The sequence below is a fragment of the Marinobacter sp. B-21 genome (genome assembly GCF_056857895.1).
The window spans coordinates 181,684-204,645 of record NZ_JBSXNZ010000086.1 but is presented as its reverse complement, the minus strand read 5'-3'; the positions used below and the strand labels follow the sequence as shown (position 1 = coordinate 204,645).

23 protein-coding genes are annotated in these 22,962 nt (G+C 59.1%); 6 read left to right on the top strand and 17 right to left on the bottom strand.

Annotated elements, in window-relative coordinates:
- Positions 1 to 96: 96 nt before the first annotated feature.
- Together AC13C0_RS17420 and AC13C0_RS17415 are read right to left on the bottom strand one after the other, a co-directional pair.
- A complete protein-coding gene (locus AC13C0_RS17420; protein ID WP_482954766.1) occupies positions 97 to 279 on the bottom strand; it encodes a hypothetical protein in 183 nt (60 codons plus the stop codon).
- Positions 280 to 293: 14 nt separating this feature from the next.
- Positions 294 to 593 carry a helix-turn-helix domain-containing protein gene (locus AC13C0_RS17415; protein ID WP_117619269.1) on the bottom strand — a complete coding sequence of 100 codons (300 nt, stop codon included), beginning with the start codon at positions 591 to 593 and terminating at the stop codon, positions 294 to 296.
- Between the two features lie 553 nt (positions 594 to 1,146).
- Here AC13C0_RS17415 and AC13C0_RS17410 point away from each other — a divergent pair.
- Both AC13C0_RS17410 and AC13C0_RS17405 read left to right on the top strand, forming a co-directional pair.
- Entirely contained in the window at positions 1,147 to 1,347 is a 201-nt protein-coding gene (locus AC13C0_RS17410; protein ID WP_117619268.1) for a toxin-antitoxin system, antitoxin component, Xre family protein, read from the top strand.
- Positions 1,325 to 1,552, top strand: a complete 228-nt coding sequence (locus AC13C0_RS17405; RefSeq protein WP_117619267.1) for a type II toxin-antitoxin system PemK/MazF family toxin — start codon at positions 1,325 to 1,327, stop codon at positions 1,550 to 1,552. Before AC13C0_RS17410 ends, AC13C0_RS17405 begins: the two co-directional genes overlap by 23 nt.
- Before the next feature lie 420 nt (positions 1,553 to 1,972).
- Here AC13C0_RS17405 and eutC read toward each other — a convergent pair whose 3' ends face one another.
- From eutC to AC13C0_RS17360, 9 genes are all read right to left on the bottom strand, one after another.
- Positions 1,973 to 2,827, bottom strand: a complete 855-nt coding sequence (gene eutC / locus AC13C0_RS17400; protein WP_482954765.1) for an ethanolamine ammonia-lyase subunit EutC — start codon at positions 2,825 to 2,827, stop codon at positions 1,973 to 1,975.
- Positions 2,820 to 4,232, bottom strand: coding sequence for an ethanolamine ammonia-lyase subunit EutB (locus AC13C0_RS17395; protein WP_482954764.1), 1,413 nt, complete (start codon positions 4,230 to 4,232; stop codon positions 2,820 to 2,822). The genes eutC and AC13C0_RS17395 overlap by 8 nt, the downstream gene beginning before the upstream one ends.
- A 362-nt stretch (positions 4,233 to 4,594) precedes the next feature.
- On the bottom strand, positions 4,595 to 4,882 hold the full coding sequence (locus AC13C0_RS17390) for a hypothetical protein (protein WP_482954763.1): 288 nt from the start codon (positions 4,880 to 4,882) through the stop codon (positions 4,595 to 4,597).
- Between the two features lie 222 nt (positions 4,883 to 5,104).
- Positions 5,105 to 6,907: an AMP-dependent synthetase/ligase gene (locus tag AC13C0_RS17385; RefSeq protein ID WP_117619252.1), complete on the bottom strand. Its 1,803-nt coding sequence runs from the start codon at positions 6,905 to 6,907 to the stop codon at positions 5,105 to 5,107.
- Entirely contained in the window at positions 6,904 to 7,713 is an 810-nt protein-coding gene (locus AC13C0_RS17380) for an ABC transporter ATP-binding protein (RefSeq protein ID WP_117619251.1), read from the bottom strand. The genes AC13C0_RS17385 and AC13C0_RS17380 overlap by 4 nt, the downstream gene beginning before the upstream one ends.
- An 8-nt stretch (positions 7,714 to 7,721) precedes the next feature.
- A complete protein-coding gene (locus AC13C0_RS17375; protein WP_117619250.1) occupies positions 7,722 to 8,930 on the bottom strand; it encodes an ABC transporter substrate-binding protein in 1,209 nt (402 codons plus the stop codon).
- 83 nt (positions 8,931 to 9,013) lie between these two features.
- Complete coding sequence (locus AC13C0_RS17370; protein WP_117619249.1) at positions 9,014 to 10,057, bottom strand: branched-chain amino acid ABC transporter permease; 1,044 nt, start codon at positions 10,055 to 10,057, stop codon at positions 9,014 to 9,016.
- Between the two features lies 1 nt (position 10,058).
- Positions 10,059 to 10,937, bottom strand: a complete 879-nt coding sequence (locus AC13C0_RS17365; protein WP_117619248.1) for a branched-chain amino acid ABC transporter permease — start codon at positions 10,935 to 10,937, stop codon at positions 10,059 to 10,061.
- A complete protein-coding gene (locus AC13C0_RS17360) occupies positions 10,937 to 11,752 on the bottom strand; it encodes an ABC transporter ATP-binding protein (protein ID WP_482954762.1) in 816 nt (271 codons plus the stop codon). Before AC13C0_RS17360 ends, AC13C0_RS17365 begins: the two co-directional genes overlap by 1 nt.
- 252 nt (positions 11,753 to 12,004) lie before the next feature.
- On the opposite strand from AC13C0_RS17360, the gene AC13C0_RS17355 reads away from it, so the two are divergent.
- Both AC13C0_RS17355 and nfsA read left to right on the top strand, forming a co-directional pair.
- Positions 12,005 to 12,799, top strand: coding sequence for an enoyl-CoA hydratase-related protein (locus AC13C0_RS17355; protein WP_482954761.1), 795 nt, complete (start codon positions 12,005 to 12,007; stop codon positions 12,797 to 12,799).
- A gap of 102 nt (positions 12,800 to 12,901) precedes the next feature.
- Entirely contained in the window at positions 12,902 to 13,639 is a 738-nt protein-coding gene (gene nfsA / locus AC13C0_RS17350; RefSeq protein ID WP_117619245.1) for an oxygen-insensitive NADPH nitroreductase, read from the top strand.
- Between the two features lie 3 nt (positions 13,640 to 13,642).
- On the opposite strand, the gene AC13C0_RS17345 is transcribed toward nfsA, so the two are convergent.
- From AC13C0_RS17345 to AC13C0_RS17330, 4 genes are read right to left on the bottom strand one after another with little or no spacing between them, the layout of a single operon-like run.
- The gene (locus AC13C0_RS17345; RefSeq protein WP_117619244.1) at positions 13,643 to 16,459 is read right to left on the bottom strand and encodes an FAD-binding and (Fe-S)-binding domain-containing protein; all 2,817 of its coding nucleotides are present in this window, start codon (positions 16,457 to 16,459) and stop codon (positions 13,643 to 13,645) included.
- Entirely contained in the window at positions 16,456 to 17,127 is a 672-nt protein-coding gene (locus AC13C0_RS17340) for a LutC/YkgG family protein (RefSeq protein ID WP_117619243.1), read from the bottom strand. Before AC13C0_RS17340 ends, AC13C0_RS17345 begins: the two co-directional genes overlap by 4 nt.
- Entirely contained in the window at positions 17,124 to 18,575 is a 1,452-nt protein-coding gene (locus AC13C0_RS17335; RefSeq protein WP_117619242.1) for a LutB/LldF family L-lactate oxidation iron-sulfur protein, read from the bottom strand. Before AC13C0_RS17335 ends, AC13C0_RS17340 begins: the two co-directional genes overlap by 4 nt.
- Positions 18,572 to 19,411, bottom strand: coding sequence for a (Fe-S)-binding protein (locus tag AC13C0_RS17330; protein WP_482954760.1), 840 nt, complete (start codon positions 19,409 to 19,411; stop codon positions 18,572 to 18,574). The genes AC13C0_RS17335 and AC13C0_RS17330 overlap by 4 nt, the downstream gene beginning before the upstream one ends.
- A 226-nt stretch (positions 19,412 to 19,637) precedes the next feature.
- On the opposite strand from AC13C0_RS17330, the gene AC13C0_RS17325 reads away from it, so the two are divergent.
- Positions 19,638 to 20,414 carry an FCD domain-containing protein gene (locus AC13C0_RS17325; protein WP_117619240.1) on the top strand — a complete coding sequence of 259 codons (777 nt, stop codon included), beginning with the start codon at positions 19,638 to 19,640 and terminating at the stop codon, positions 20,412 to 20,414.
- 2 nt (positions 20,415 to 20,416) lie between these two features.
- Here AC13C0_RS17325 and AC13C0_RS17320 read toward each other — a convergent pair whose 3' ends face one another.
- Both AC13C0_RS17320 and AC13C0_RS17315 read right to left on the bottom strand, forming a co-directional pair.
- Positions 20,417 to 21,157: a ParA family protein gene (locus AC13C0_RS17320; RefSeq protein ID WP_117619239.1), complete on the bottom strand. Its 741-nt coding sequence runs from the start codon at positions 21,155 to 21,157 to the stop codon at positions 20,417 to 20,419.
- 62 nt (positions 21,158 to 21,219) lie between these two features.
- Positions 21,220 to 21,975, bottom strand: a complete 756-nt coding sequence (locus AC13C0_RS17315; protein WP_117619238.1) for a putative 4-mercaptohistidine N1-methyltransferase — start codon at positions 21,973 to 21,975, stop codon at positions 21,220 to 21,222.
- 64 nt (positions 21,976 to 22,039) lie between these two features.
- Here AC13C0_RS17315 and AC13C0_RS17310 point away from each other — a divergent pair, with 64 nt between their 5' ends.
- Positions 22,040 to 22,816: a crotonase/enoyl-CoA hydratase family protein gene (locus AC13C0_RS17310; RefSeq protein WP_117619237.1), complete on the top strand. Its 777-nt coding sequence runs from the start codon at positions 22,040 to 22,042 to the stop codon at positions 22,814 to 22,816.
- Positions 22,817 to 22,962: the final 146 nt, after the last annotated feature.

The window sequence follows — 22,962 nt, the reverse complement described above, 5'->3', positions numbered from 1 at the left end:
AGGTGTTGATGAGGTGCACAGAAAGTGATGCCAAGAATCCAAGCCTGACCCGTCTAGCAAAACACCGAGCGAACGCCCAGCCTCGGCTTTTCTTTCTCAGCAGAGCGATACCTGAACCAGTACTGGTGGTCCGGGTTTTGAGGTCATATTCCGGAGACCGCAGAAAATAAACCTGTCCCAGTTCTGCAGTGGCTGGCGGAGTTGCAGGTACTTTTTGTCGTACTGAAACCTAACCGTTTCGCCGTCGCGCTCCAGGATACCGGCCATCCGACCATTCATTCGTACTTCCGCTCTCATTTCAGCTCGATCCATAGCTTGAAGTTGAGAACCGAACCTATGCCTTGGAGGGTCCGGATCGTCGGATTACCTTTACCTTTTTCGATGACTCGGTATGTATTGGGGGCTAAGCCGCACAGCTCCCCTACCTCGGTGGGGTTGAGATTAAGCGCATTCCTGCGTTTCTCCAAAAGCTCGGACAGCTCCGAAAGAGGGCGCAGATCTGGCTCATCTGATGCCTCGATTCGCCCCGCCAGCGCCTGCAAGTGCTGGATCTCTTCATTGACTGCTTCCAGTAACCCCTGTTTGGTCTTCATGATTTTAGTCGCCTGTCATTACTTTGCCTAAATGGTTAACAGTTACCACTCTTTGATCACTATACTGCACTTATTCAAGTCTTGGCGCAATAAATTCACGTTTAGCTACATTAAAATGCTTTCCAGGCATTGTAATGCTTTTCAGGCGTGCATAATCGTTCTAACCGCACTTCCCATTCGAAGGGCGCCGGGGTGGTATTCGGAGCTTAATCAGAGGCTCCTTAGTTCTTTAAAAATTCAGCCAGTAGATGGGTGGGAAAGGTTACCCGCCACCCTGGCCAGGTTTGAATACGGCGGCCAGCGGCCGTTGTACTTGTGGTCAAGATAGAAAGTGTCACCGTCATCCACCAGCCTGGTGCGGGTGACGCGGCCCGATGCCATCAGCAGAGGCAATCATGTTGCCGTAGTTGTAAGTGGCGAGAGTGTCAGTGTTTCAGGTATTATTTTCGCAAGCGGGTGATGTCGGTCATTTCCTTAACGCACTGTACCTTAAGCATTTTTATCCGACTTCTTTTGTGTCGTTGTGAGCGATCCGGATTAAAGGGGGTTCAATATGCAACCGCAGGTAGAACACATGCTGGAAAAACTGGAACACCTCTCACCCGGCCGCCTGGCGGAAGTGGAGGATTTTATCGATTTTCTGAGTCAACGGGACCAAGACAAGCACTTGCGCCAGGATTACGCCCAGGCTTCCCAGGACACATTCAACAAAGTCTGGGATAACGATGACAATGCCGTCTACGACAGCCTGTAAGTTTGGCGATGTGGTGTTGGTGGGTTTTCCCTTCACCAACCTGCAAGCCACCAAGAAGCGCCCCGCTGTGGTAATCAGCAATGCCGCTTACCAGCAAGGCCGCCCGGATGTGATCCTGATGGCCATCACCAGCCAGATACGTCAACCACTGGCTTTTGGCGACTATCTTTTAACAGGCCCTACAAGTCAGGGGTGTGTTCCGTGAGGTTCTCAGCCGGGGCGTGGACGATACCGAATCCATTGAACTGGAAATCAAGTTCTTACCAAAGACACCGGCTACGCCATTACCAACGAGGAAGACTTTGGCAAGCAGGATGAGGAGCTGGAACGGGCACCATCAGCCCAGCTTTGTCACTGGATGAGAACCGGTCCGAAAGTTTTAATCAGTTGATTGGTGGCATCAAAAGATTGGCAGGTATCGACCTTTGAATAGCCGACCGCCGAGATACCAATGTGAGCCCCGCGTCGCTACGCTCCGACGGTTGGCAGCCATGCTCCGGTCCGGGTGGCAGGCCTCACGTGGAATGGGGAGGCAACCTTCAGCGGTTTACGCAAAAATTGCCAACTGGCCAACTATCCCGCCAGAGGGGGCAGGGCTCGCTCTCATAGTCAGTTTCCCTGGTCGTCATTTGCATTCTCCAGAGTTGATTCCATTAGTAAGAAAGTTGTTGTTGGTTCGCTGATTTTCGATCACCACCTCTTCTGTTCTGTCCTTGAGACCTACCCCTGAAAGCTTCAGGCGATCGGCTTCACGAATCAGATAAAGGAGGCGTTGGCTGGCATGTTCAAAATCAAGACCGGCAGGCCGGACGTTGGATATACAATTCCGTCGCGCGTCGGACAGGCCCGCCTGGGGCCCAAACGTGAGGTAGATCCCAAGGCTGTCGGGCGAGCTAAGACCTGGACGCTCACCGATAAGCACCACCACAATGCGGGCTTTGAGCAGTTCCCCGACCTCGTCGCCAATGGCCACCCGGCCCTGCTGCACGATGGTCAAAGGCGCCAGCTGCCAGTCCCTGGGCTCGTGAGCCAATGCATTGAGAAAACTGGCAAGAAACGGAGCAACATTGTGCTGAACGGCAGACGAGGACAGCCCATCAACCACAACAATCGCCAGATCGGGCGCCGGCGTGTCCGGATTGAGCCCCGCCGTTAACCGTTCACGATCCGGCTCGGACAGACGCCGGCCCAAATCGGGCCGCTGAAGATAGGTGAAGCGATCCTCGGCCTGGCTATGCAACAACAGCGGTGTGTTTGGGGTGGTCACTGCGTCCCGAGTGTTCAGATCGTCAACCAGGCGGTTTACATCCAGTGGAAAATGCACGGCATCCCGCGCCTGTGCGTGTGCCAGTTGGAAGGTCAGCAGTTCCGAGGTCGGGAGGCTGATTCCGGCCCGCCCCAACCCGATCCGGGCGTCGGTGTAACGGCGCAGCGACCGCCAGACATTCTCAGTCACCAGGTCTTTGTTGCGATCAGTCATTGCCGCTCTCCCGGGCCAGGCCCTTGAGACTGTTCTGAAAGACGGCAGGCAGTGCGACGCTGGGCTCGTACCGGGCGGTGTCCTGGAAAATGTTCATGCGCTCAAGCCAGGCGTCAAACTCCGGCGCCGGCTTCAGATCCAGCACACGTCGCGCATACAGGGCGTCGTGAAACGATGTGGTCTGGTAGTTCAACATGATGTCGTCCGAACCGGGAATGCCCATAATGAACGTGCAACCGGCCACGCCCAGCAGCGTCAACAGATTGTCCATGTCGTTCTGATCGGCTTCTGCGTGGTTGGTGTAACAGATGTCACACCCCATCGGGACGCCCAGTAACTTCCCGCAGAAATGATCTTCCAGACCCGCGCGGATAATTTCCTTGCCGTCAAACAGGTATTCGGGGCCAATGAAACCCACCACCGTGTTCACCAACAGCGGATTGAACCGGCGGGCAACCGCATAGGCACGGGCCTCGCAGGTTTGCTGATCAAGGCCGTGGTGGGCGTTGGCCGAGAGCGAGCTGCCCTGGCCGGTTTCGAAGTACATCACATTCTGGCCGACCGTCCCCCGCTTGAGGGAGAGAGCCGCCTCCCGGGCTTCCTGAAGCGTGGACAGATTGAAACCAAAGCTGCTGTTGGTGGCTTCGGTGCCGCCAATGGACTGGAACACCAGGTCGACCGGCGCGCCCTGTTCAATCGCTTCGAGGGTGTTGGTCACATGAGTCAGCACGCAGGACTGGGTTGGTATGTCGTATTTGCGAATCACCTCGTCCATCAGGTGCATCAGCTTTGTGGCCTGCGCCACATTATCGGTCGCCGGATTGATTCCGATCACGGCATCACCGCTGCCGTACAGAAGACCGTCAAGGATACTCGCGGCAATACCGGCCACGTCATCCGTGGGGTGATTGGGCTGCAGCCGTGTCGACAAATGCCCGGGTAAGCCAATGGTGTTCCGGAAAGCTGTCTGAACCCAGCATTTGCGTGCAACCAGAATGAGGTCCTGATTGCGCATCAGCTTACTCACCGCAGCCACCATTTCCGGGGTCAGGCCGGGCCGCAGGCCGAGCATCACCTCGGGTGTGGCGTGATCACTGAGCAGCCAGTTCCTGAAATCACCGACCGTGAGGTGAGCGACGGTTTGAAAAGCACTGGCATCGTGCTCATCCAGAATCAGGCGTGTCACCTCGTCCTGCTCATAAGGAATCAGTGCTTCTGACAGAAACGTTTTCAAAGGTAGCTCGGCCAGGCACATCTGCGCGATCACACGTTGTTCGGCGGATTCGGCAATCACACCCGCCAGCCGGTCACCGGAGCGGGCCGGTGTCGCCTTCGCCATCAGGTCTGCCAGGCTTCGAAAGTGCCAGGTCCGCTCACCCAGCCGGTATGAGTATTTGTGCTGCATGCCTTCACTCCAACAGATCGCCCCGGCATCACCGATACACAGCCGGAAGGAATGGATATTGCCCACTCTTTCATTCTAACCGTGCGGCCGATGAACGGTTATCGAAATTCGGCAAACCTCAGTCGGGACGAAAGGAGTATGAAACAGTGTCCCGTCTGGCTATTCATTCTGCTGTTAAGCCGAGGCCTCAGAAGTATCGGGCAACCCGAAAATCATTCAGGTGGTGCCCATGATGTTTGCCAACGAACGTGGTGCCGAGATGTAGAATTCGGAGCTGTAGAGGAAATTTCCAGATGATGAGGAAAACCTGACTCGGATGACCCAGTCAGAGATTTGCACTGTTACAGCCAATATCAATAGCCTTAACGTGTATTTCCCGGCCCCATAAGATCCGACAGCTGTTTGCGAAGCGAATCCATATTGTCTTCCCCGCTCTGCTTCAGTTCATCCAGTTTTTTCCGGCCATCGGAGATTTTCTCCTCCACAGAACGCAAGGCATCGGATGCGCTCTGCTGGATGTCCGCACTGGCCTTCTCATTCTGGGCCTCGGCTTCTTTTGCCTTGGCCTTGGCTTTCAGGGAATCCGCTTCCTTCTCCCACGCATCCAACTGTGCTTCGGCTTTTCTGATCAGTTCGTCTTTCAGTGACATAGATCGCCTCATTGACGGAGTTGGTGAGTTTTAAGTGCTTCCATCCTCAGGAAAGAAAAGCAGAAACACAACCCGAAATACCGGTGCATGACAGATTCAGCGACATTTATTTCGGAAAACCATTAACAAATCTCTACGCAGTTCAACGGCCTCGCAGGGGACGATGATTCACTCCGATTGTGCGGATTGATCCGAATTATCTGACTCCGAACTCCCTCTGCGCTAGGCGTAGAGCGACTCGATCAGGTCCATGTATTTTTCGTAGATTTTGCTCCGGCGCACCTTCATGGTCGCAGTCACTTCATCATCATCATGGTCGAGCTCCTTGGCAAGCAGGTGGAAACGCTTGATCTGCGCCACCTGGGGCAGCTGTTCATTGCCCTTGTTCACCTCGGCCTGAATCAGTTCGTTCACCCGCTCCTGCTCGGCCAGGCTGCGGAAGGTGGTGTAGGCAATCCGCTCCTGCTCGGCCCACTTGGCAACCGTGTCGAAATCAATCTGGATCAGGGCGGAGACATACTTCCGGGCCTCGCCAATCACAATGCATTCCTTGATATAAGGGCTGGCTTTGATGGTATTTTCGATCCCGGTCGGGGAAAGGTTCTTACCCCCTGCGGTGATGATAATGTCTTTCAGGCGATCAACAATTTTGAGCTGGCCGTCCCGCCATTCGCCCACATCACCGGTGTGTAGCCAGCCATCTTTCAGGGTTGAGGCGGTGGTCTCGTCGTTCTTGTAGTAGCCCTTGAACATGCTGCCGCCGCGCATAATGATCTCGTTGTGCTCGCCGAGTTTGACCTCTACGCCGGTAATAGCGACACCCACGGTTCCGAGATGCACATCGTCCACGGGCTGGGCGGTGGCAACGCCGGTGCTTTCCGTTTGGCCATAGACTTCCACCAGGGGAATACCAATGGTCCGGAAGAACTCAAGAATACCGGTGGAAATGGGGGCGGCTCCGGTCATTGCGATGGTGCACCGGCGCAGGCCAATGAAATTCTGCAATGCACGAAACACCAGCCAGTAACTGAGGCCGAAGAGGCACTTTTCCCTCAGGCTCCACTGGCCACGGGACTTGGTCGCCATCGGCGAACAAGCCCGGACAGCCCGGTTAAACAGCGCCTGCCGGAACCGGCCGGTTTCCTGGATCTTGATGTAAATGGACGAATGCAGCTTCTCCCATATTCTGGGCACCCCCAGGAAAAAGGTCGGCGCAATTTCTCGCAAATCCTCCTGGATTGTCCGCAGACTCTCGCCAAAGCTGACCGTGCTGCCCACGTAAACCGGTGCAATGTTGGTAACCGCCTGCTCCGCCACATGGCATAGCGGGAGGTAGGAAAGACTGGAGCCGTGCTCGTCTGCCTGCAGCAGCTCAATGAGGCCGGGCGCTGCCGCATGGAGATTGCCCCAGGTAATCATCGCTCCCTTGGGCCGACCGGTAGAGCCGGAGGTGTAGACCATCAGGGCGGTGTCGTCCATCTGCTGGCCATCCAGCAGTTCATCCACCAGCCCGGGGTGCTCTTTTTCAAACTCCCGGCCTCTGGCTTCGATATCCTCGAACGCCGCCGGGGGCTCCGGATAGTAACGAAGGCCCTTCCTATCAATGGCGATGGTGTACTTCAGCGTTGGCAGTTGGGGCCAGGCTTCAAGCACCTTGTCGGTCTGTTCCTGGTCCTCACACACCACAATTTCCGCATCACTGTGCGCGAGAACGTAGGCCACCTCGTTCCACGGGCTGGTGGGATAAACGCCAACGCAGATCCCCCGAACCATGCCGATGCCCATCTGGGCGATCACCCACTCCACCCGGTTTTCCGAGATAATAGCCACATGGCCGCCCTCTTCAAGGCCGAGGGCACGGAGCCCCAGCCCGAAATGCCGGGCACGCTGGTAGTAATCCTGCCAGGAACAGGCCTGCCAGATGCCAAACTCTTTCTGGCGCAGGGCCAGCGCGTCGGGCCGGTCTTTGGCGTGGGCCCGCAGCATTTGAGTCAGGGTAAGATCGGGTATGGAAGGTGTTGTCATGAAAGCCACCGTTTACGGCGTTTGTAGTGCTTGATGTCACGGTAACTGCGGACCTCGCCTTCCCTGCCGCCGACCCCGAGGTAAAACTCCCGGACATCCTCGTTGGCGGTGAGTTTATCCGCCGGGCCATCGATCACGATCTTGCCGTTCTCCATGATGTAACCGTAAGAGGCAATCGCCAGAGAAACGGCGGCATTCTGCTCCACCAGCAGAATGGCGGTGCCCTGCTCCCGGTTGATCCGCGCCACGATGGTGAAAATTTCCTCCACCAGCAACGGCGCCAGGCCCAGTGACGGCTCATCCAGCATGATCAGCTTCGGCTGGGCAATCAGTGCCCGGCCAAGGGCCAGCATCTGCTGCTCACCGCCGGACAGATACCCCGCCAGCTGTTTGCGGCGCTCCTTCAGGCGCGGAAAGTAGTTATAGACCAGCTCGTAGCTGTCGCTCAGGGAGGGCTTGTTGCCACTGAGCGCGTAGGTGGCGGCAACCAGGTTCTCTTCCACCGTCAGATCCTCAAACACGCGGCGGCCTTCCATCACATGGAACAACCCGTTACGCACCAGCTTCTCCGGTGGCGTGCCTTTTACATCCTTGCCCTGGAATCGGACTTCCCCGGCGGTTACCTCACCGTCTTCCAGGGTCAACAGGCCGGAAACGCTTTTCAATGTGGTGGATTTGCCGGCCCCGTTGGAGCCAAGGAGCGCCACAATGGCGCCCTCCGGCACCCGCAGTGACAGGCCCCGAAGGACCTGTACCGACTTGTTGTAAACCACCTCGATGTTATCGATTTCCAGTAAGGCTTCCATACAGCCCCTCAGTCGAGGTGAATCCAGTCCGATACCGGCTCGTAACGGCCTTTCCCGGCATTCACACGCCAGATACGCCCAACCGGGAACGACATATCCTTCACCGTGACCGGAATGCCGATGATACCACCGGTGTCCCAGTCCTCGATGGACGCCAGGGAGGCGGCCATATTGTCAGCCGTCAGCTCCTTGCCAGCATCGAGGGTACGCTTGACCACTTCGGTCCACACCATGGCGTTGAACCAGGCCTGCATATAGCCGGTCGGGCGGTAGCCGGCCTTCGGGTCGCTCTTCTCGGCCTGCGCCCTCAGCGCATCCAGCATCGGCCCGCTTTCCTCACTGTCGTAGTAGTTGTAGGGCATCACGCCCATGTAGCCATCGGCATCCGCACCCATCTTGTCGATGATCAGCTTGTCCGAGGACCAGAAGGTGCCCATGAACTGGGTGTCCAGCCCCATCTGGCGCATCTGAACCATGAACTCATTGATCGGAGACAGCACGTAGCCGTGGAACACCACGAAGTCGGGGCGAACGCGACGCAGCTTCAGGACTTCTGCCGATACGTCCACGCTACCGGGCTTGGTAACAATGTCCTCAACCACTTCAATACCCAACTCGGCGGCCCGGGCCTTGCCGTTTTTGATTGGGTCCTTGCCAAACTCGGTATCGCTGTAAACGAAGGCCACCGTCGGCGTGTCGCCGTCCTTACCCTGGTTTGCAATGTACTCCAGGATGATGCCGAACATCTGGCTGTAGCTGGGGCCAGGGATGAACTGGTAGGGGTATTGCTCGTTATCGGTCAGTGCAGTAGCAAAGGACGCACCGCTCATCAGTGTGGTGCCCTGGCTGTTCAGCTCCGAGGCGATGGTCTTCATAAAGCCGGTGCTGTCACCGTAATAGGTGGCCGGCGAGCTGCTGCCGGAAATCTTCTTGAAAGCGGCCACTGAACGATCCACCTCGTAGGCGGTGTCTTCCATCACATACTTTACCGGATGGCCATTGATGCCGCCCTGGCTGTTAATCCAGGCCGTGTAGTCGGTCAGACCGGCGTGGATATGGATGCCGGCAAAGGCAAACACACCGGACAGTGGTATGGAGCCACCGAACACGATGGGTTCCTTGTCCTGGGCCATGGCCGGGGCGGCTATCGTTATTGCAGCAACCAGACTGCCAAGCCCGGCAAGCCGGCGACCTTTTTTGAGGATGTTTCTGAACATGTTTCTTCTCCTTGCTGCTTCTTGTTGTTGGTGTTGCACGGTTTCTCGGTGAAAAGCCCGTTGAAAGGCTCGTTGAAACACGATTAATTCCGGAACGGCCACAAGCGGAAAAAACGGCGGATGCGATGCCATATTTCCGCGAGGCCATGGGGTTCAAAAATCAGGAAGCCCACGATCAGGGCGCCAAAAATAATCTCCAGCATTGGCGACATGAACACAGGTGCGTTGGGGTAAAAGGGCGTCAGGGCTGCGGTCAGCAGTTTCAGCGCTTCCGGGACCAAAGTCATAAAGGCCGCACCGAGTATGCCTCCGAGCAAATTGCCCATGCCGCCCACGATGACCGCAGCCAGATAGAAAATCGACATCGACAGCGGAAAGCTCTCCGGCGTCACCACCCGGAAGAAATACGCGAAAAGGCCGCCGGCCACTCCGGCATAGAAGGAGCTTAGCGCGAATGACATCAGCTTGTAGCGAAGCAGGTTAATACCAAGAATCTCGGCGGAAATATCCCGATCCCGGATGGCGATAAACGCCCGGCCAATCCGGGTCCGGAACACATTGCGGGCGGCAAACACCATCAGAACCGCCAGCGGCACGATGATGAAGTACATCATGAAATCGCTCTGGAAGGTCCACCCGAACAGGTGAGCCGGTTCCAGGCTCAGGCCGCCCATGCCGCCGGTGACCGATTCCCACTCGGCAAAGATGAAATGCAGGAACACACCGGCGGCCAGGGTGGCGATCGCCAGGTAAAGTCCCTTGACCCGAAGCGAGGGCAGGCCCACCAGAATCCCCGCCGCGGCAGCCATAAGCCCTGCCAGCACCAGGGTTACCGGGAACGGCAGGCCGGTATTGAGGGACAGCCAGGCCACGGTGTAGGCCCCCACGCCCATGAAACCGGCCTGCCCGAGGGAAATCAGGCCGGTAAAACCGGTCAGGATGTTCAGGCCGGTGGTGCTGATCACGGCAATGCCGACAAGGCAACCAAGGTACAGCAGATACGAATCAACCATGAACGGGAACAGCAGCAGAATCAGCAGGAACAGCCCGAACCACAGTTTCTGGGTCTGGCTGGTCCAGATTGCCTCATCGGCCTCGTAACTCTGTTTTGCGTCACCGATGCGCATCTTACACTCGCTCTATTTCGTGGGTGCCAAAAAGGCCATAGGGGCGGATCACCAGAATCACCGCCAGCACCAGAAACGTCGCCGGCATCCGGTACTCACCACCCAGATAGGCGCCGGCCACCGTTTCCAGCCAGCCAATAAACACGCCGGCCACCAGGGCACCCAGAATGCTGTCCAGGCCGCCAACAATCACCACCACCAGCACACTCAGCCCAATGATCCCGAACTGGGGGCTGAGGCCGCCGGTCGCGGCTACCAGCACACCGGCCAGTGACGCGGCAAGAGAACCGAACACCCAGGCCATGTTGAAAACGCGACGCACGTTGATGCCCATGGAATAGGCCGCGGCCTGATCCGAGGCGGTCGCCCTCAACGCGACACCACCCCGGGAGAACCGGAAATAGAGCAGGTAAATAATCAACAGGGTGGCACCGATCAGGAAACCGTAGGCAATTTTAGGCGCGAGATAGAGCGGGCCGATAAACACCGGCTCCCGGGGCAGGAAGCTGGGCAGCAGCTGCGGATTAGCGGTCCAGATGAACTCCACCAGGCCCACCAGGATACTGGCGATACCGATAGTCACCATCACCACCGAGATCGGGGATTCACCCAGCATTGGCCGAATCATGGTTTTTTCAATCACCCCGCCCAGGATGCTGCCGCCGATTACCGCCATCGGCAGCGCGATCCAGGCCGAGAGCTCCATACCACCGGCAAACGCCAGGAACAGGTAGGCTGCAAACATCATAATTTCGCCGATGGCGAAATTAATCACCCGGGTCGCCTTGTAGATGATCACAAAGCCCAGGGCGATCAGGGCATAGAGCCCGCCCATGGCCAGGCCTGCCAGGCTGATTTCGCCGAAGAACAGCCAATCCATCAGGCAGCCTCCCCTTCCGGATTGAGCTTCCTGCGCAGGCTGTCGATGTCACTGTTGCCCAGGTAGGCCCTGATCACCTCGGGGTTTTTCTGAACATCCGCCGGTAAGCCCTCGGTAATGACCTGGCCAAAGTTGAGCACCGCAATGTGGTCGGAAATATCCATGACCATGCCCATGTCGTGCTCCACCATCAGCACGGTGATGCCCCACTCTTCCCGGATATCCAGGATAAAGCGGGCCATGTCCTCTTTTTCTTCCCGGTTCATACCAGCCACCGGCTCATCCAGCATCAGCACTTTCGGCTGCATGGCCAGGGCCCGGGCCAGTTCCACCCGTTTTTGCAATCCATAGGAAAGACTCGCCACCGGCTGACGGCGGATATGGTCGATTTCCAGGAAATCGATAATCCGCTCTTCAACATCCCTGCGGACCGCCATTTCCTCCCGACGGGCGGGGCCGAAATAGGCCAGTGCGCTGAGCAGGCCGCTCTTCATGTGTACGTGGGCGCCAAGCTTGATGTTGTCGAGTACCGTCATACCCCGGAACAGGGCAATATTCTGGAAGGTCCGGGCCAGACCCAGTGAGGCTCTCTGAGGCGGTTTAATACCGCTTGAAAGCACCTGGCCCTCGTAACTGACCGTACCCTGCTGGGGTTTGTAGAACCCGGAAATGCAGTTGAACAGGGACGTCTTACCGGCACCGTTCGGGCCGATAATGGTCGTGATGGTGTTTTCGGGCACACGGAAACTGACATCCTGCAGGGCCTTGACACCACCAAACGACAGAGACAGGTTACTGATATCGAGGATGCTCACGTTACCTCCCGGCACCCCTGGCGCAGGGTGCACAGATACGCGAACACGCTCTGCCGATACCCATCCCACGCCCGAAGATGATTGTAATTTTTTGTTATTTCTTGTCGCCGGGGTTAACCCCGGTCCAGATTTAAAGTAGTCCAATCAGGCAACATTAAGCAAACCGCTCTATCCTGTTACCTGAGAAATAACAGAAATGAATACGCAGGGCTCAGGCCCTCAGACCTGCAAAAAGAGACCGGGTACTTATCGATGACAGACAGTCTGGTAAACACGGCAGTCGACGCCAAAACCGGCGTAGCAACACTGACCTTCAACCGGCCAGAAGCCCTGAACGCGATCAATGTACCCCTGGCAGAAGCCTTTCTCGCCGGTGTCCGGGAGCTGAAAGCGCAGCCAGGCTTACGCTGCGTGGTGCTGACAGGGGCGGGACGCGCCTTTATGGCAGGCGGTGACGTAGCCAGTATGGCCGGCACACCTGAGCAGGCCGGCGATGCAATCGGCGCCATCCTGGATGCCGTCAATCCGGCCATCCTGCTGTTACGCAGCATGGATGCCCCGGTAATCGCAGCGGTGAAGGGCGTAGCCGCCGGAGCGGGGCTCAGCCTGGCATTGATGGCGGATCTGGTTGTAGCCCGGGAGGATGCAAAATTCCTGGTGGCTTACAACGGCATTGGCGCCGTCCCCGACTGTGGCGGCAGTTGGTTCCTGGCGCACAGGATCGGCGCAGGCCGGGCGGCGGAATTGATGCTGCTGGGGCGAACCCTCAGCGCAGCGGAAGCGAAAGCCTGGGGCATGATCACCGAGTTCGCCCCTGAGCAAGAGTATGAAAACCTGCTGGCCGGGATCATCGAAAAAGTCGCCAACGGGCCGACCCGGGCGTTTGGCGCTTTCCGCCAGCTTACCGACCGGGCCAACGGCAACCAGTTGGCGGCGCATCTGGAGGCCGAACGGGCGGCGTTCCTTGACATGACCCGGACTGAGGATTTTGCGGAGGGTGTGTCGGCGTTTATTGCCAAGCGGCGCGCACAATTCCGGGGTTACTGATCAGACCGGATCACGCTGTTTTTGCGTTCAACACTGGAAGGATCGTAACCTGCACACTTCGATTTTTCTTTGGCCCCGAGTCTGAACCAACTGCGAGTCGTCATGAATCCAACCATCGAACTCTTGAAATCCCACCGTTCCATCCGCAAGTTTACCGACCGGAAAATTTCCCGGGAGCTGCTGGAAGAGCTGATTCGTGCCGGCCAGTGCGCCGCCACCTCCAACCATGTGCAAGCGTATTCGGTTATTCATGTGATCAGCCCGGATAACCGCCGGAAAATAGCCGAGTTGGCTGGCGGCCAGAGCTACATCGCCGACTGCTCGGATTTTCTGGTGTTCTGCGCTGATATGAGGCGCTCAACCGATGCGGCAGGCCGGGCCGGGGCTGAGGTTATCCGGGGCATGACCGAACAGTTGCTGGTCGCCACCATAGACGCCAGCCTGATGGCACAGAATGTCGCCATAGCCGCGGAATCTGAGGGGCTCGGCCTGTGTTACATCGGCGGCATACGTAACAATCCTGCGGAAATCAGCGAGACTCTCAGGCTTCCGGAACATGTCTATCCGGTATTCGGCATGTGCCTGGGCTACCCGGATCAGAATCCCGAGGTGAAACCCCGGCTGCCAGTGGAGGCAATTCTCAGGGAAGATGTTTACACCGATGCCAGGGACGAGGAACTGGTAGCAGGGTTCGACCGCACCATGAACGATTACTATCAGGAGCGTACCGGAGGCAACAAGGACACTACATGGTCCGAACAGCTCAAGCCACTGTTCACCTCAAAATTACGGCCGCACATGCGCGAATTCCTGCGCAAATGCGGCTTTGAAATGAAATAGCCGCTAAGGAGTTGCCCGTGGTCTGGTGACCCGGTCTACCAGGTATACCAGCCCGTGGTAATCAACCCCGCTGTGCCGGCTGAGGCCAATCTCGCAGGTACGGCTGGTGGATATCCCCTCCTCGCAGTCGGCGGTCTGCTCCGGCAGGGTCCGCAGGGCGTGGGCATTGAGCTCCGGCACGTTAAATCCCTTGTCGCCGGCAAAGCCGCAGCAGTGAATGCCCTCGGGCACAACCACCCTGGTGCTGCAACGCCGTGCAATGTCGATCAGCCCCTCGGCCTCACCCAGATGCTGGGTACTGCAGGTTACATGCACTGCCAGCGGCGTCTGTTCCGGCTCAAAATCAAGGCGCTCGAGCAAGTGCTCTCGGATGAACTTCACCGGGTCAAACAACGCCAGTCCCGCCTCGGCAGCCGCCTCCCGGATCTGCAATGTACAGGGGCTGGTGTCGCAGTAGATGGGATCCACCCCGTTTCGGCTCGCCCTCAACAGCGCCGCAAGCAGTTCGTTTTTCTTGGTCGCAGCCTGCTCCGGGTAGCCTTTGGAGGCAAACGGCTGACCACAACACAGGTTGTCGACGGCATCCGGATACACCACCTGATACCCGGCTTTCTCCAACAGCCGTCGGGTAACCGCAATCAACGGTTCCTGTGCCTTGTCACCCCGGGCCGGGCCCATGGTTCGGGACACACAGGCGGCCATATAGACCACCCGGGGGCGGCCATCATCTCCGGCTTTCGGGGCCGATGATACAAACCGCACCGGCTGGGGCATGCTCGGATCCCACTGGGCCACCCGGCCGCCGGAAATCTTGCGAACCCCGGCGCTGATACGGGTCAGCAGCGGTGCGCCCAGGAGCCGCTCCACGCCAGAAGCTCCGGCCAGCACAAACCGGGTCGCCTTCAGGGCAGCCGAAAAATGCCTGGCCAGTTGGTTGGCCACGGCCTGTCCAGAGGCCTTTTCACTGCGCAGCTTACGAACCAGATCTCCGGTATTGATGCCCACCGGGCAACGCTGGGCACAAAGACCTGTTGCGGCGCAGGTATCCAGGCCGTGATACTGCCAGGCCTTTTCCAGTTCCCGGGTATCCTCACCGGCACGCCGGCGTGCCTGGATATCCCGCCAGATCACGATGCGCTGGCGCGGAGACAGGGTGAGCCCTTCGGAGGGACACACCGGCTCACAGAATCCACACTCGATGCATTTATCCACCAGCGGATCCGCCTCTGGCAGCGGCTTGAGGTTTTTCAGGTGAATCTGCGGATCTTCCGAGAGCACAACATCGGGGTTCAGCAGATTCTCGGGATCCAGCAGGCGCTTGATCTGCCACATCAGTTGCCAGGCATCGTGGCCCCATTCCAGCTCCACGAACGGCGCCATATTGCGGCCAGTGCCGTGCTCGGCCTTCAGCGAACCGCCAAATTCCACCGCCACCAGCTGAGCCACGTCTGCCATAAACGCTTCGTAACGGGCCACCTCGGCGGGGTCACCAAAACCCTGCGAGAAGACAAAGTGCAGGTTGCCCTCAAGTGCGTGGCCGAAAATGATGGCATCGTTATAGCCGTGCTTCACGAACAGCTGCTGAAGCCGGGTGACACCTTCGGCAAGCTGATCGATGGGAAACGCCACGTCTTCGATAATAACCGTGGTGCCGTTAGGCCGAACCGCGCCCACCGCCGGGAAGGTGCCCTTGCGAATGGCCCAGAGCTGGCCGGAAACCCCGGCATCCCGGGTGAAATCAACCTGCTGCTCCAGAGGGAAGCCCGCCAGTGCCTCACGAATGCGGGCCAGTTGCTCGTCCAGCACACCGGGACCGGGAGCCCGGCTTTCCACAAGCAATGCACAGGCGCCCTCGGAGAGACCATGTATCCAGTTGGGCAGGCCCGGCTTGTCCTGCACCGACCGGAGGCTGCGGCGGTCCAGCAGCTCCACCGCTGCCACCGGCTGGGATCTCAGAACCGACGCCGCACGGCAGCAGCTCTGGGCATCCCGGAACACCAGCAAAGCGGTGGCCTTGTCCGGGTACTCCGGTACGGTGTTGTAGGTGACTGCGCTGACGAAACCGAGCGTGCCCTCGGAACCCACCATCAGGTGCGTCAGGATATCGACGGGGTCGGTAAAATCCACCAGCGCGTTCAGGGAAAGCCCGGTGGTGTTTTTCAGACGGTACTTGTGGCGAATGCGGTCTGCCAGCTCCGGATTCTCCCGGGTGTTGATAGCCAGCTTGTTCAGGGCAGCCAGCAATTCACCGTGGCTGTCGCGGAAGGCCGCGACACTCGCCGCATCTTCCGTATCCAGCACGGCCCCATCCGCCAGCACCAGGCGCATGCCGGCCAGGGTGTGGTAGCTGTTCTGGGCGGTGCCGCAGCACATGCCACTGGCGTTATTGGCAACAATGCCGCCAATCTTGCAGGCGTTGATGGAGGCCGGGTCCGGGCCGATCTTATAGCCCCTGGGCGCCAGCCAGGCGTTGGCCTGGGCACCGATGACCCCGGGTTGCAGACGAATCTGACGGCCGTCATCGCGGATGTCGTGGCCGCTCCACTGGTCACCCAGCACGATCAGGATGGAATCGCTGATCGCCTGGCCAGAGAGGCTGGTACCGGCGGCCCGGAAGGTCACTGGTACGTGATGTTTGCGGGCCAGGGCCAGAAGATCGATCACTTCTCCCTCGTCCTGAACGCGTACCACAACCTTGGGAATCAGCCGGTAAAAACTGGCGTCGGTTCCAAAGGCGAGGGTGGAAACCGGATCATCAAAAACCCGGTTGTCCGGAATCCGCTGGCGGATCTCCGCCAGCACCGCTGAAGAAAAGCTCATACATCCTCCAGAATCAGCACGATGAGCTCACGGGGGCCGTGGGCGCCATAAGCCAGAACCTGTTCGATATCGGCGGTCTTGGACGGGCCGGACACCAGCAAGACATTGGTGGGCAGCCCCGCCGCCCAGTCCTGAGCCACCATCATGTCATACAGATTGTCATGAATCTCACTGGCCTTCAGCAGGGCAATGTGCACCGGCGGCACCAGGCTCATCAGCCGGGGTTCCTGGCGATCCGGCCACAGCACCAGTGTGCCCGTTGCGGCGATGGCGCCGAGGGTGCCGGTCAGGCTGGCATCCACGTTCCAGAACAGCTCTTCTTTCCAGGCTTCCACCGGCTGATCGTAGGCCAGCAGGCGGACCGGCTGCCCGGTAGCGTCAAAATGCGTCTGCAGCGCCCGACCATGCTCTTTGCCGGGTGCGCACAACAGGTTGGTGAGGTTCCGCCTGGCCAACAGCCCGGCCACGAGCTCCGGCCAGTTGTCAGAGCTGCACGGGTGTACTTCAGTGTGAACCGCTTCCATCAGGCTGCGCAACCGGGCGATTCGGTCTTGCGGCGCATAACGCCAGGGTTCAGTCACCAGGCGCTCATCAAACTCGTCCGGGCGGGGTGTGGTACCGGCCAGGCTGTTTCTCAATTTACCAAGGATGTTCGCGCGGGCGCTCATGATGGCCGGCCTCCGTTGTGATCGAGATGCTGCGCCGCCAGGTCGTGCAGGGACCGGCGGGCGGGCACCGGCGCACTGTGATTTTCGGTCCAGGGGCCGGCCTTTTTCGGCGCCAGCGCCCGGAAGCGGGTAGCGGCCCAGAGGAAGCTCCGATACAGCGCCGGCCGGGTATTGAGCATCTGCCAGCCGCGCCAGAGCCACCGTTCCGTTCGGGAGAATTTGGCGCCGCCACCCTTCACCTGCTGCGGCTGCCCAGGGTTCTTCACATTTTCCTGGCGCAGACGCTGCAGAAGCTCTGGGATCGGAATCTTGACCGGGCATACATCACCGCAGGCCCCACACAGGGACGAAGCGCTGGGATGGTCGGGCACTTTATCCAGGCCCGCCATGTGCGGCGTGATGATCTTGCCGATGGGCCCGGGATAGACCTCGCCATAGGTGTGGCCACCGACTCGCGTGTATACCGGGCAATGGTTCATGCAGGCGCCACAGCGGATACAGTTGAGGGTCTGGCGCATCTGGGCATCGGCAAAGGCACCGCTGCGGCCGTTATCCAGCAGCACCAGGTGCACCTCTTCGGGCCCGTCCAGTTCGTCCGGCTTGCGGGGGCCGGAAATCAGGTTCACGTAGGTGGTGATGGGTTGGCCGAGGGCCGAGCGGGTCAGCAGCGACACCAGGGGCACCACGTCCCGGAGGTTGGCGACCACCTTTTCGATACCGGTTACTGCGATGTGAACCGGCGGCACCGTGGTGCTCATGCGTCCGTTGCCTTCGTTCTCCACCAGCAACAGGGTGCCGGTTTCGGCGATGGCAAAGTTCACGCCGGATACCCCCACATCCGCTTCCATGAATTTCTGGCGCAGGGTCCGGCGACCGACCTGGATCAGCTGATTGACGTCTTCGGTTTCCGGCTCGCCCAGCTTGTCATGGAACAGCGTTGATACCTGCCGGGCGTTCTTATGGATCGCCGGCATGATGATGTGGGAGGGCTTCTCGCCATCGAGCTGGACAATGTACTCCCCCATGTCGGATTCCAGGCATTCGATGCCCCGCTCCGCCAGGTAGTCGTTCATCTCCATCTCTTCGCTGACCATGGACTTGCCTTTCACCACCTGGCGGCCGTTGCGGGCTTCGATGATGCCATGCACCAGGGTATTGGCTTCCTCGAGGGTCTCCGCCCAGTGTACCTTGACGCCGTTCTCGGTCAGTTTCTGCTCGAGCCGCTCCAGCAGGTCCGGTAAACGGGACAGCGCACCGGCCTTGATGCGGTTGCCAAGCTCCCGCAGGCCTTCCCGTTCGTCGGCATCCGGAAACGCGCTGGCCCGCTTGTGCATCAGCGAATCCATCGCGGTGCGGAAATTGCTGCGCAGCTGCCCGTCCGCAAGTGCTTCCTCGGCACGGCCCCGGAAGCTGGAAGACAGTTCGGTCACCGGAATGCGCTGGCTCATGCGACCTCCCCTTCGCTGGCACCATTGACCCGTTCCCAGAGGAAACTGGCCAGGTGCCGGCCCCGGAAGGCTTCCTGCTGCTTCTCCAGGGAGCCGTTGATGTTCATCAGGCAGCCGCCATCAGCGGTAACCATTTCAACCGCGCCGGAATCCACCAGCGAGCGGGTCTTGTCTTTCACCATGGCACCGGAGACTTCCGGCATTCGCACCGAGAAGGTGCCGCCAAATCCGCAGCATTCGCTCTCGTGGTCGTGATCGACCCGCTCCACCCTGTCCAGCTGTGTCAGGAGCTCACGGGCGTGCAGGTGGGTGTTCATCTCCCGGCGGGCCGAGCAGGAGGTATGCAGGGCAATCTTTTTCGGCGCTCCGTTATCCACCAACTCCACCTTGCAGACCTTCAACAGGAATTCCGTCAGCTCAAAGGTCCGCTCGGCCAGGGCTTCCACCCGCCGGAGGGTGTCGGGCTCATCGGCAAAAAGCGCCCGGTAATGGTGCCGGAACATGCCCGCGCAGGAACCCGAGGGCACTACCACGGGCAGGCCGGCCCGATCCAGGACATCCAACTGGGCAAGGGCCACGGCTTTGGCTTCATCCCGATACCCGGAGGTCCAGGCGGGCTGGCCGCAGCAGCTCTGCTCCTGCGGAAAATCCACCCGGATGCCTTCCCGCTCCAGCAGGCGAATAGCGTCCAGCCCCGCCTCCGGAAAGAACAGATCGGCCACGCAGGTGCCAAACAGCGTGACCGCCTCCGGTTTTTCCGGGTAATGGCGTTCCGGTTCTCGCGCTGGTGCAACCCGGGTGGCGTTGGGGGCTGCATCGTAAAACAGTTCATTCATTGGCTGGCGCCTCAATACCGTCTCGAATCGACCGCGCTCACAAATTGGTAATACCAATTTACACGTCTCATTATCTTAAAGTATTCGAGACTTCACCCCGATGTCAAAGCTTTCCTGCTCGACATCAGTCTAATCAATCCTTTTATAGGCCATGACTTGGTCTTTATCCGGGTTTGTGATATTGGTATTACCAATATGCTCAATTCTTGAAACGAGACAGCTCTAAATGGACATCGGACACATCGCACCCCGCAGACTCGCAGACACCATCGTTGAGCAACTGGAAACCATGATCCTGGAAGGCACCCTGCAGCCGGGTGAGCGGCTGCCTCCGGAACGGGTCCTGGCAGAGCAGTTCGGGGTGTCGCGCCCCTCCCTGCGGGAGGCAATCCAGAGAATGACAGCAAAGGGCCTGCTGCTGAGCCGCCAGGGCGGTGGCAATTTCGTAACCGAGGCCCTGGGCGGCAGCTTCAGCGACCCGTTGATTCCCCTGCTTGAGAACCGGCCCGAAGCACAACGCGACCTGCTCGAGTTCCGGCACACGCTTGAGGCCGATTGCGCCTACTATGCAGCACTCCGGGCCACCGAGGTGGACAGGAACCATCTGAGGAGCGCTTATGAGGCGCTGCAGGCCTGCTATGGAAAAGATACCGACCGGGACCTTGAGGCCGAGGGAGCGGCCGATGCCCAGTTTCACCTGGCCATTGCCGAAGCCAGCCACAATGTGATTCTGCTGCACACCATCCGCAACCTGTTCAACATGCTCAAAAGCAACGTGGTGACCAACATCGGTGGCATGTATCAGCGAGAAGCGGAAACCCGGCAGGGCCTTGTGGAGCAGCACCGGATGCTGTTCGAGGCGATCATGGACGGACGGGCCGAGGATGCCCGGGAACTGGCCGGCACCCACATCCAGTATGTGCAGAAAGTGCTTTCGGAAAGAACCGAGAATCATCGGCGGCTGGAGCGCTCCCTGCGCCGGGAAAAGCTCTCGCGCACCTGAATTCAGAGCAGGCGGCGGATCTCTTTCCACAGCCTGCGATAGGCGTCTGCCGCCACCGAACCGGGCGCCAGCAACTCCACCGGTGTGCCTTCCTCGCCCATTTTCTCAACCACACTGGCGTTCGGGATGATGGTTTTCAGGCCCTTGGGCAGAATTTCATCCTGGGCGTCAATCAGCTCCCGATGCAGGCCCTTGCGCCGATCCGCCATGGAATAGAACGGGTGCAGTTTGGAGGGCTTCAGTTTCTTGTCCTTCGAGAACTCCTGCAACTGCTTCCAGCTGTTGAGGGAAAGCCAGGTAGGAATTACCGGCACAAACACTTCGTCGGCAGCTTTGAGCACCTGCTCGGAAAGCCTCGACAGTGAAGGCGGGCAGTCGAGAATCACCAGGCTGGTCTCCTCCGAGAGCGGCGCCAGCCACTGCTTGATCAGGTTGCTGCCGTCTTCCTGACCCAGCTTCACATCGAGGTTACGGAAACTGGTATGGGATGGAATGAAATCCAGATTGGCGTATTCGCTTTCGTGGATAAACTCGGCGATGGGGGTTTTGCCCTTCAGCAGGTGTGAAAGTTTGTGCCCCTTCACCTCGTCAGCACCCGCCAGATACCAGCTGGACGCCCCCTGGGGATCCAGATCCCAGAGCAGGGTGGCGTAGCCGGCCTGGCTGGCCAGATAGGCGATGTTCACCGCAGCTGCAGTTTTACCCACACCGCCCTTGAGACTGTAAAACGCAATGGTCCTCATCCTGCCATGTCCTTATTGTTTCAGGCATAAAAAACCGGGGAAGTCCCCTGCCCTCACTCCGCTCACTGGCTCACTTTTTCCCAGACCGTCAGCTCGGAGAAGCTGTGCTGGAATTTGTTCCGGGTTTCCCGGATAACGAACGGCAGGCTGCGGGGCTCAACCAGCAGCCGGAAATGGGGCGCCAGCATCTCGGCCAGACCATCGAACGTGAAGAAGTCCTCACCGTTCTTTTTGAACCCGCCAACCCACTGAGCCCTCGGAGTGTATTCCTCCAGCCAGGTGTAGGGTGAGGCAATCACCAGCAGGCCGAGTTCGTTGATCCGCTCGTGGATGGTGGTCAGAAAAAGCGACGGCTGATACAGGCGGTCAATCAGGTTGCCCGCCAGCACCAGATCGTAACCGGTAAACCGTGGCTCCAGATTGCAGGCGTCGCCCTGGTGGAATGCCACCCGGCCGGCTGCCTCTTCCAGCCCCAGGGAGGCCAGAGTCCGCTCCTGATGACTCACCAGTTCGCCCTCTTCCGGACGGGCATAGCGCACCACTTTTTCCCGGGCCAGCTCCTGACACTTGCCCACGAAGGCGCTGGAGAAATCGATGCCGTCCACGTGCTGAAAATAACGGGCCAGCTCAAAGCCGGTTCTGCCACAGGCACAGCCGATATCCAGTGCGCGTTTCAGCGGCCGGCCGTCCATCGCATCCATGGCCGCATCGGCCAGAGCCTTGGGAAAATTGGCCTCGCCATGCCACCGTTCGCCGAAATGAAATTCCAGGTACTGGGCGAGGGTGGTATCGTTTTCATAGAACGCGCTTTGCTGCACGGAGGTTCTCCTTCGGCTTGCTATCCACTCAATCCCGCCAGTTCAACAATAACAGGATCGGATGATGAATGAACAATCCGTACTCACGAACCATCACAATGGCGCTTTTACCATCACCCTCAATCGACCGGAAAAACGCAATGCGGTGGACGGCCCCACCGCCGAAGCGCTGCGCCGGGCGTTCACCGAATTCGAGGAAAACGACGCCTTGAACGTCGCCGTACTCGCCGGTGCCGGGGGCAACTTTTGCTCCGGGGCGGATCTCGAGGCGATGGGCGACGAGAACAGACGTAACAAAATCGACCCCCACGGTACCGGCCACGGACCGATGGGCCCGACCCGGATGCATTTGTCCAAGCCGGTGATTGCCGCTGTCTCCGGCTATGCCGTCGCCGGCGGCCTGGAGCTGGCCCTGATGTGCGACATGCGGATCGTCGAGGCATCCGCTGTCTTTGGTGTGTTCTGCCGCCGCTGGGGCGTTCCCCTGATTGATGGCGGAACCATCCGGCTACCCCGGATCGTGGGCCATGGCAGGGCCATGGACATGATTCTGACCGGCCGCCCCGTCAATTCGGAGGAAGCTCTGAGCATAGGCCTGGCCAACCAGGTGGTCCCGGACGGCTCAGCCCTGGCAACGGCGCAGGAACTGGCAAAAACCATTGCCGGCTTTCCCCAGCGATGCCTCCGTGCCGACCGGGCGTCCGCCATGCACCAGTGGGACCTGGCAATCCGGGAGGCGCTGATCGCGGAAGGTGCATCGGGCTATCCAGTGGTGTTTGAAGAAGCCATTGCCGGCGCCCGGAAATTCAAAGAGGGTGCTGGCCGCCACGGCCAGTTCTGAGCATGCCGGCAAGCCAGTCGGTCGCCCCGGATTGCATGGATGGTCTTTGGAATGCCGGCGAGAAAGCCAGCGTCAAAGACTTCCTGAGGCTGCAGTTGCTGGGCGGCTCCTGAGCACCCGGAGCACCGATTCCATCGCGTCAATCA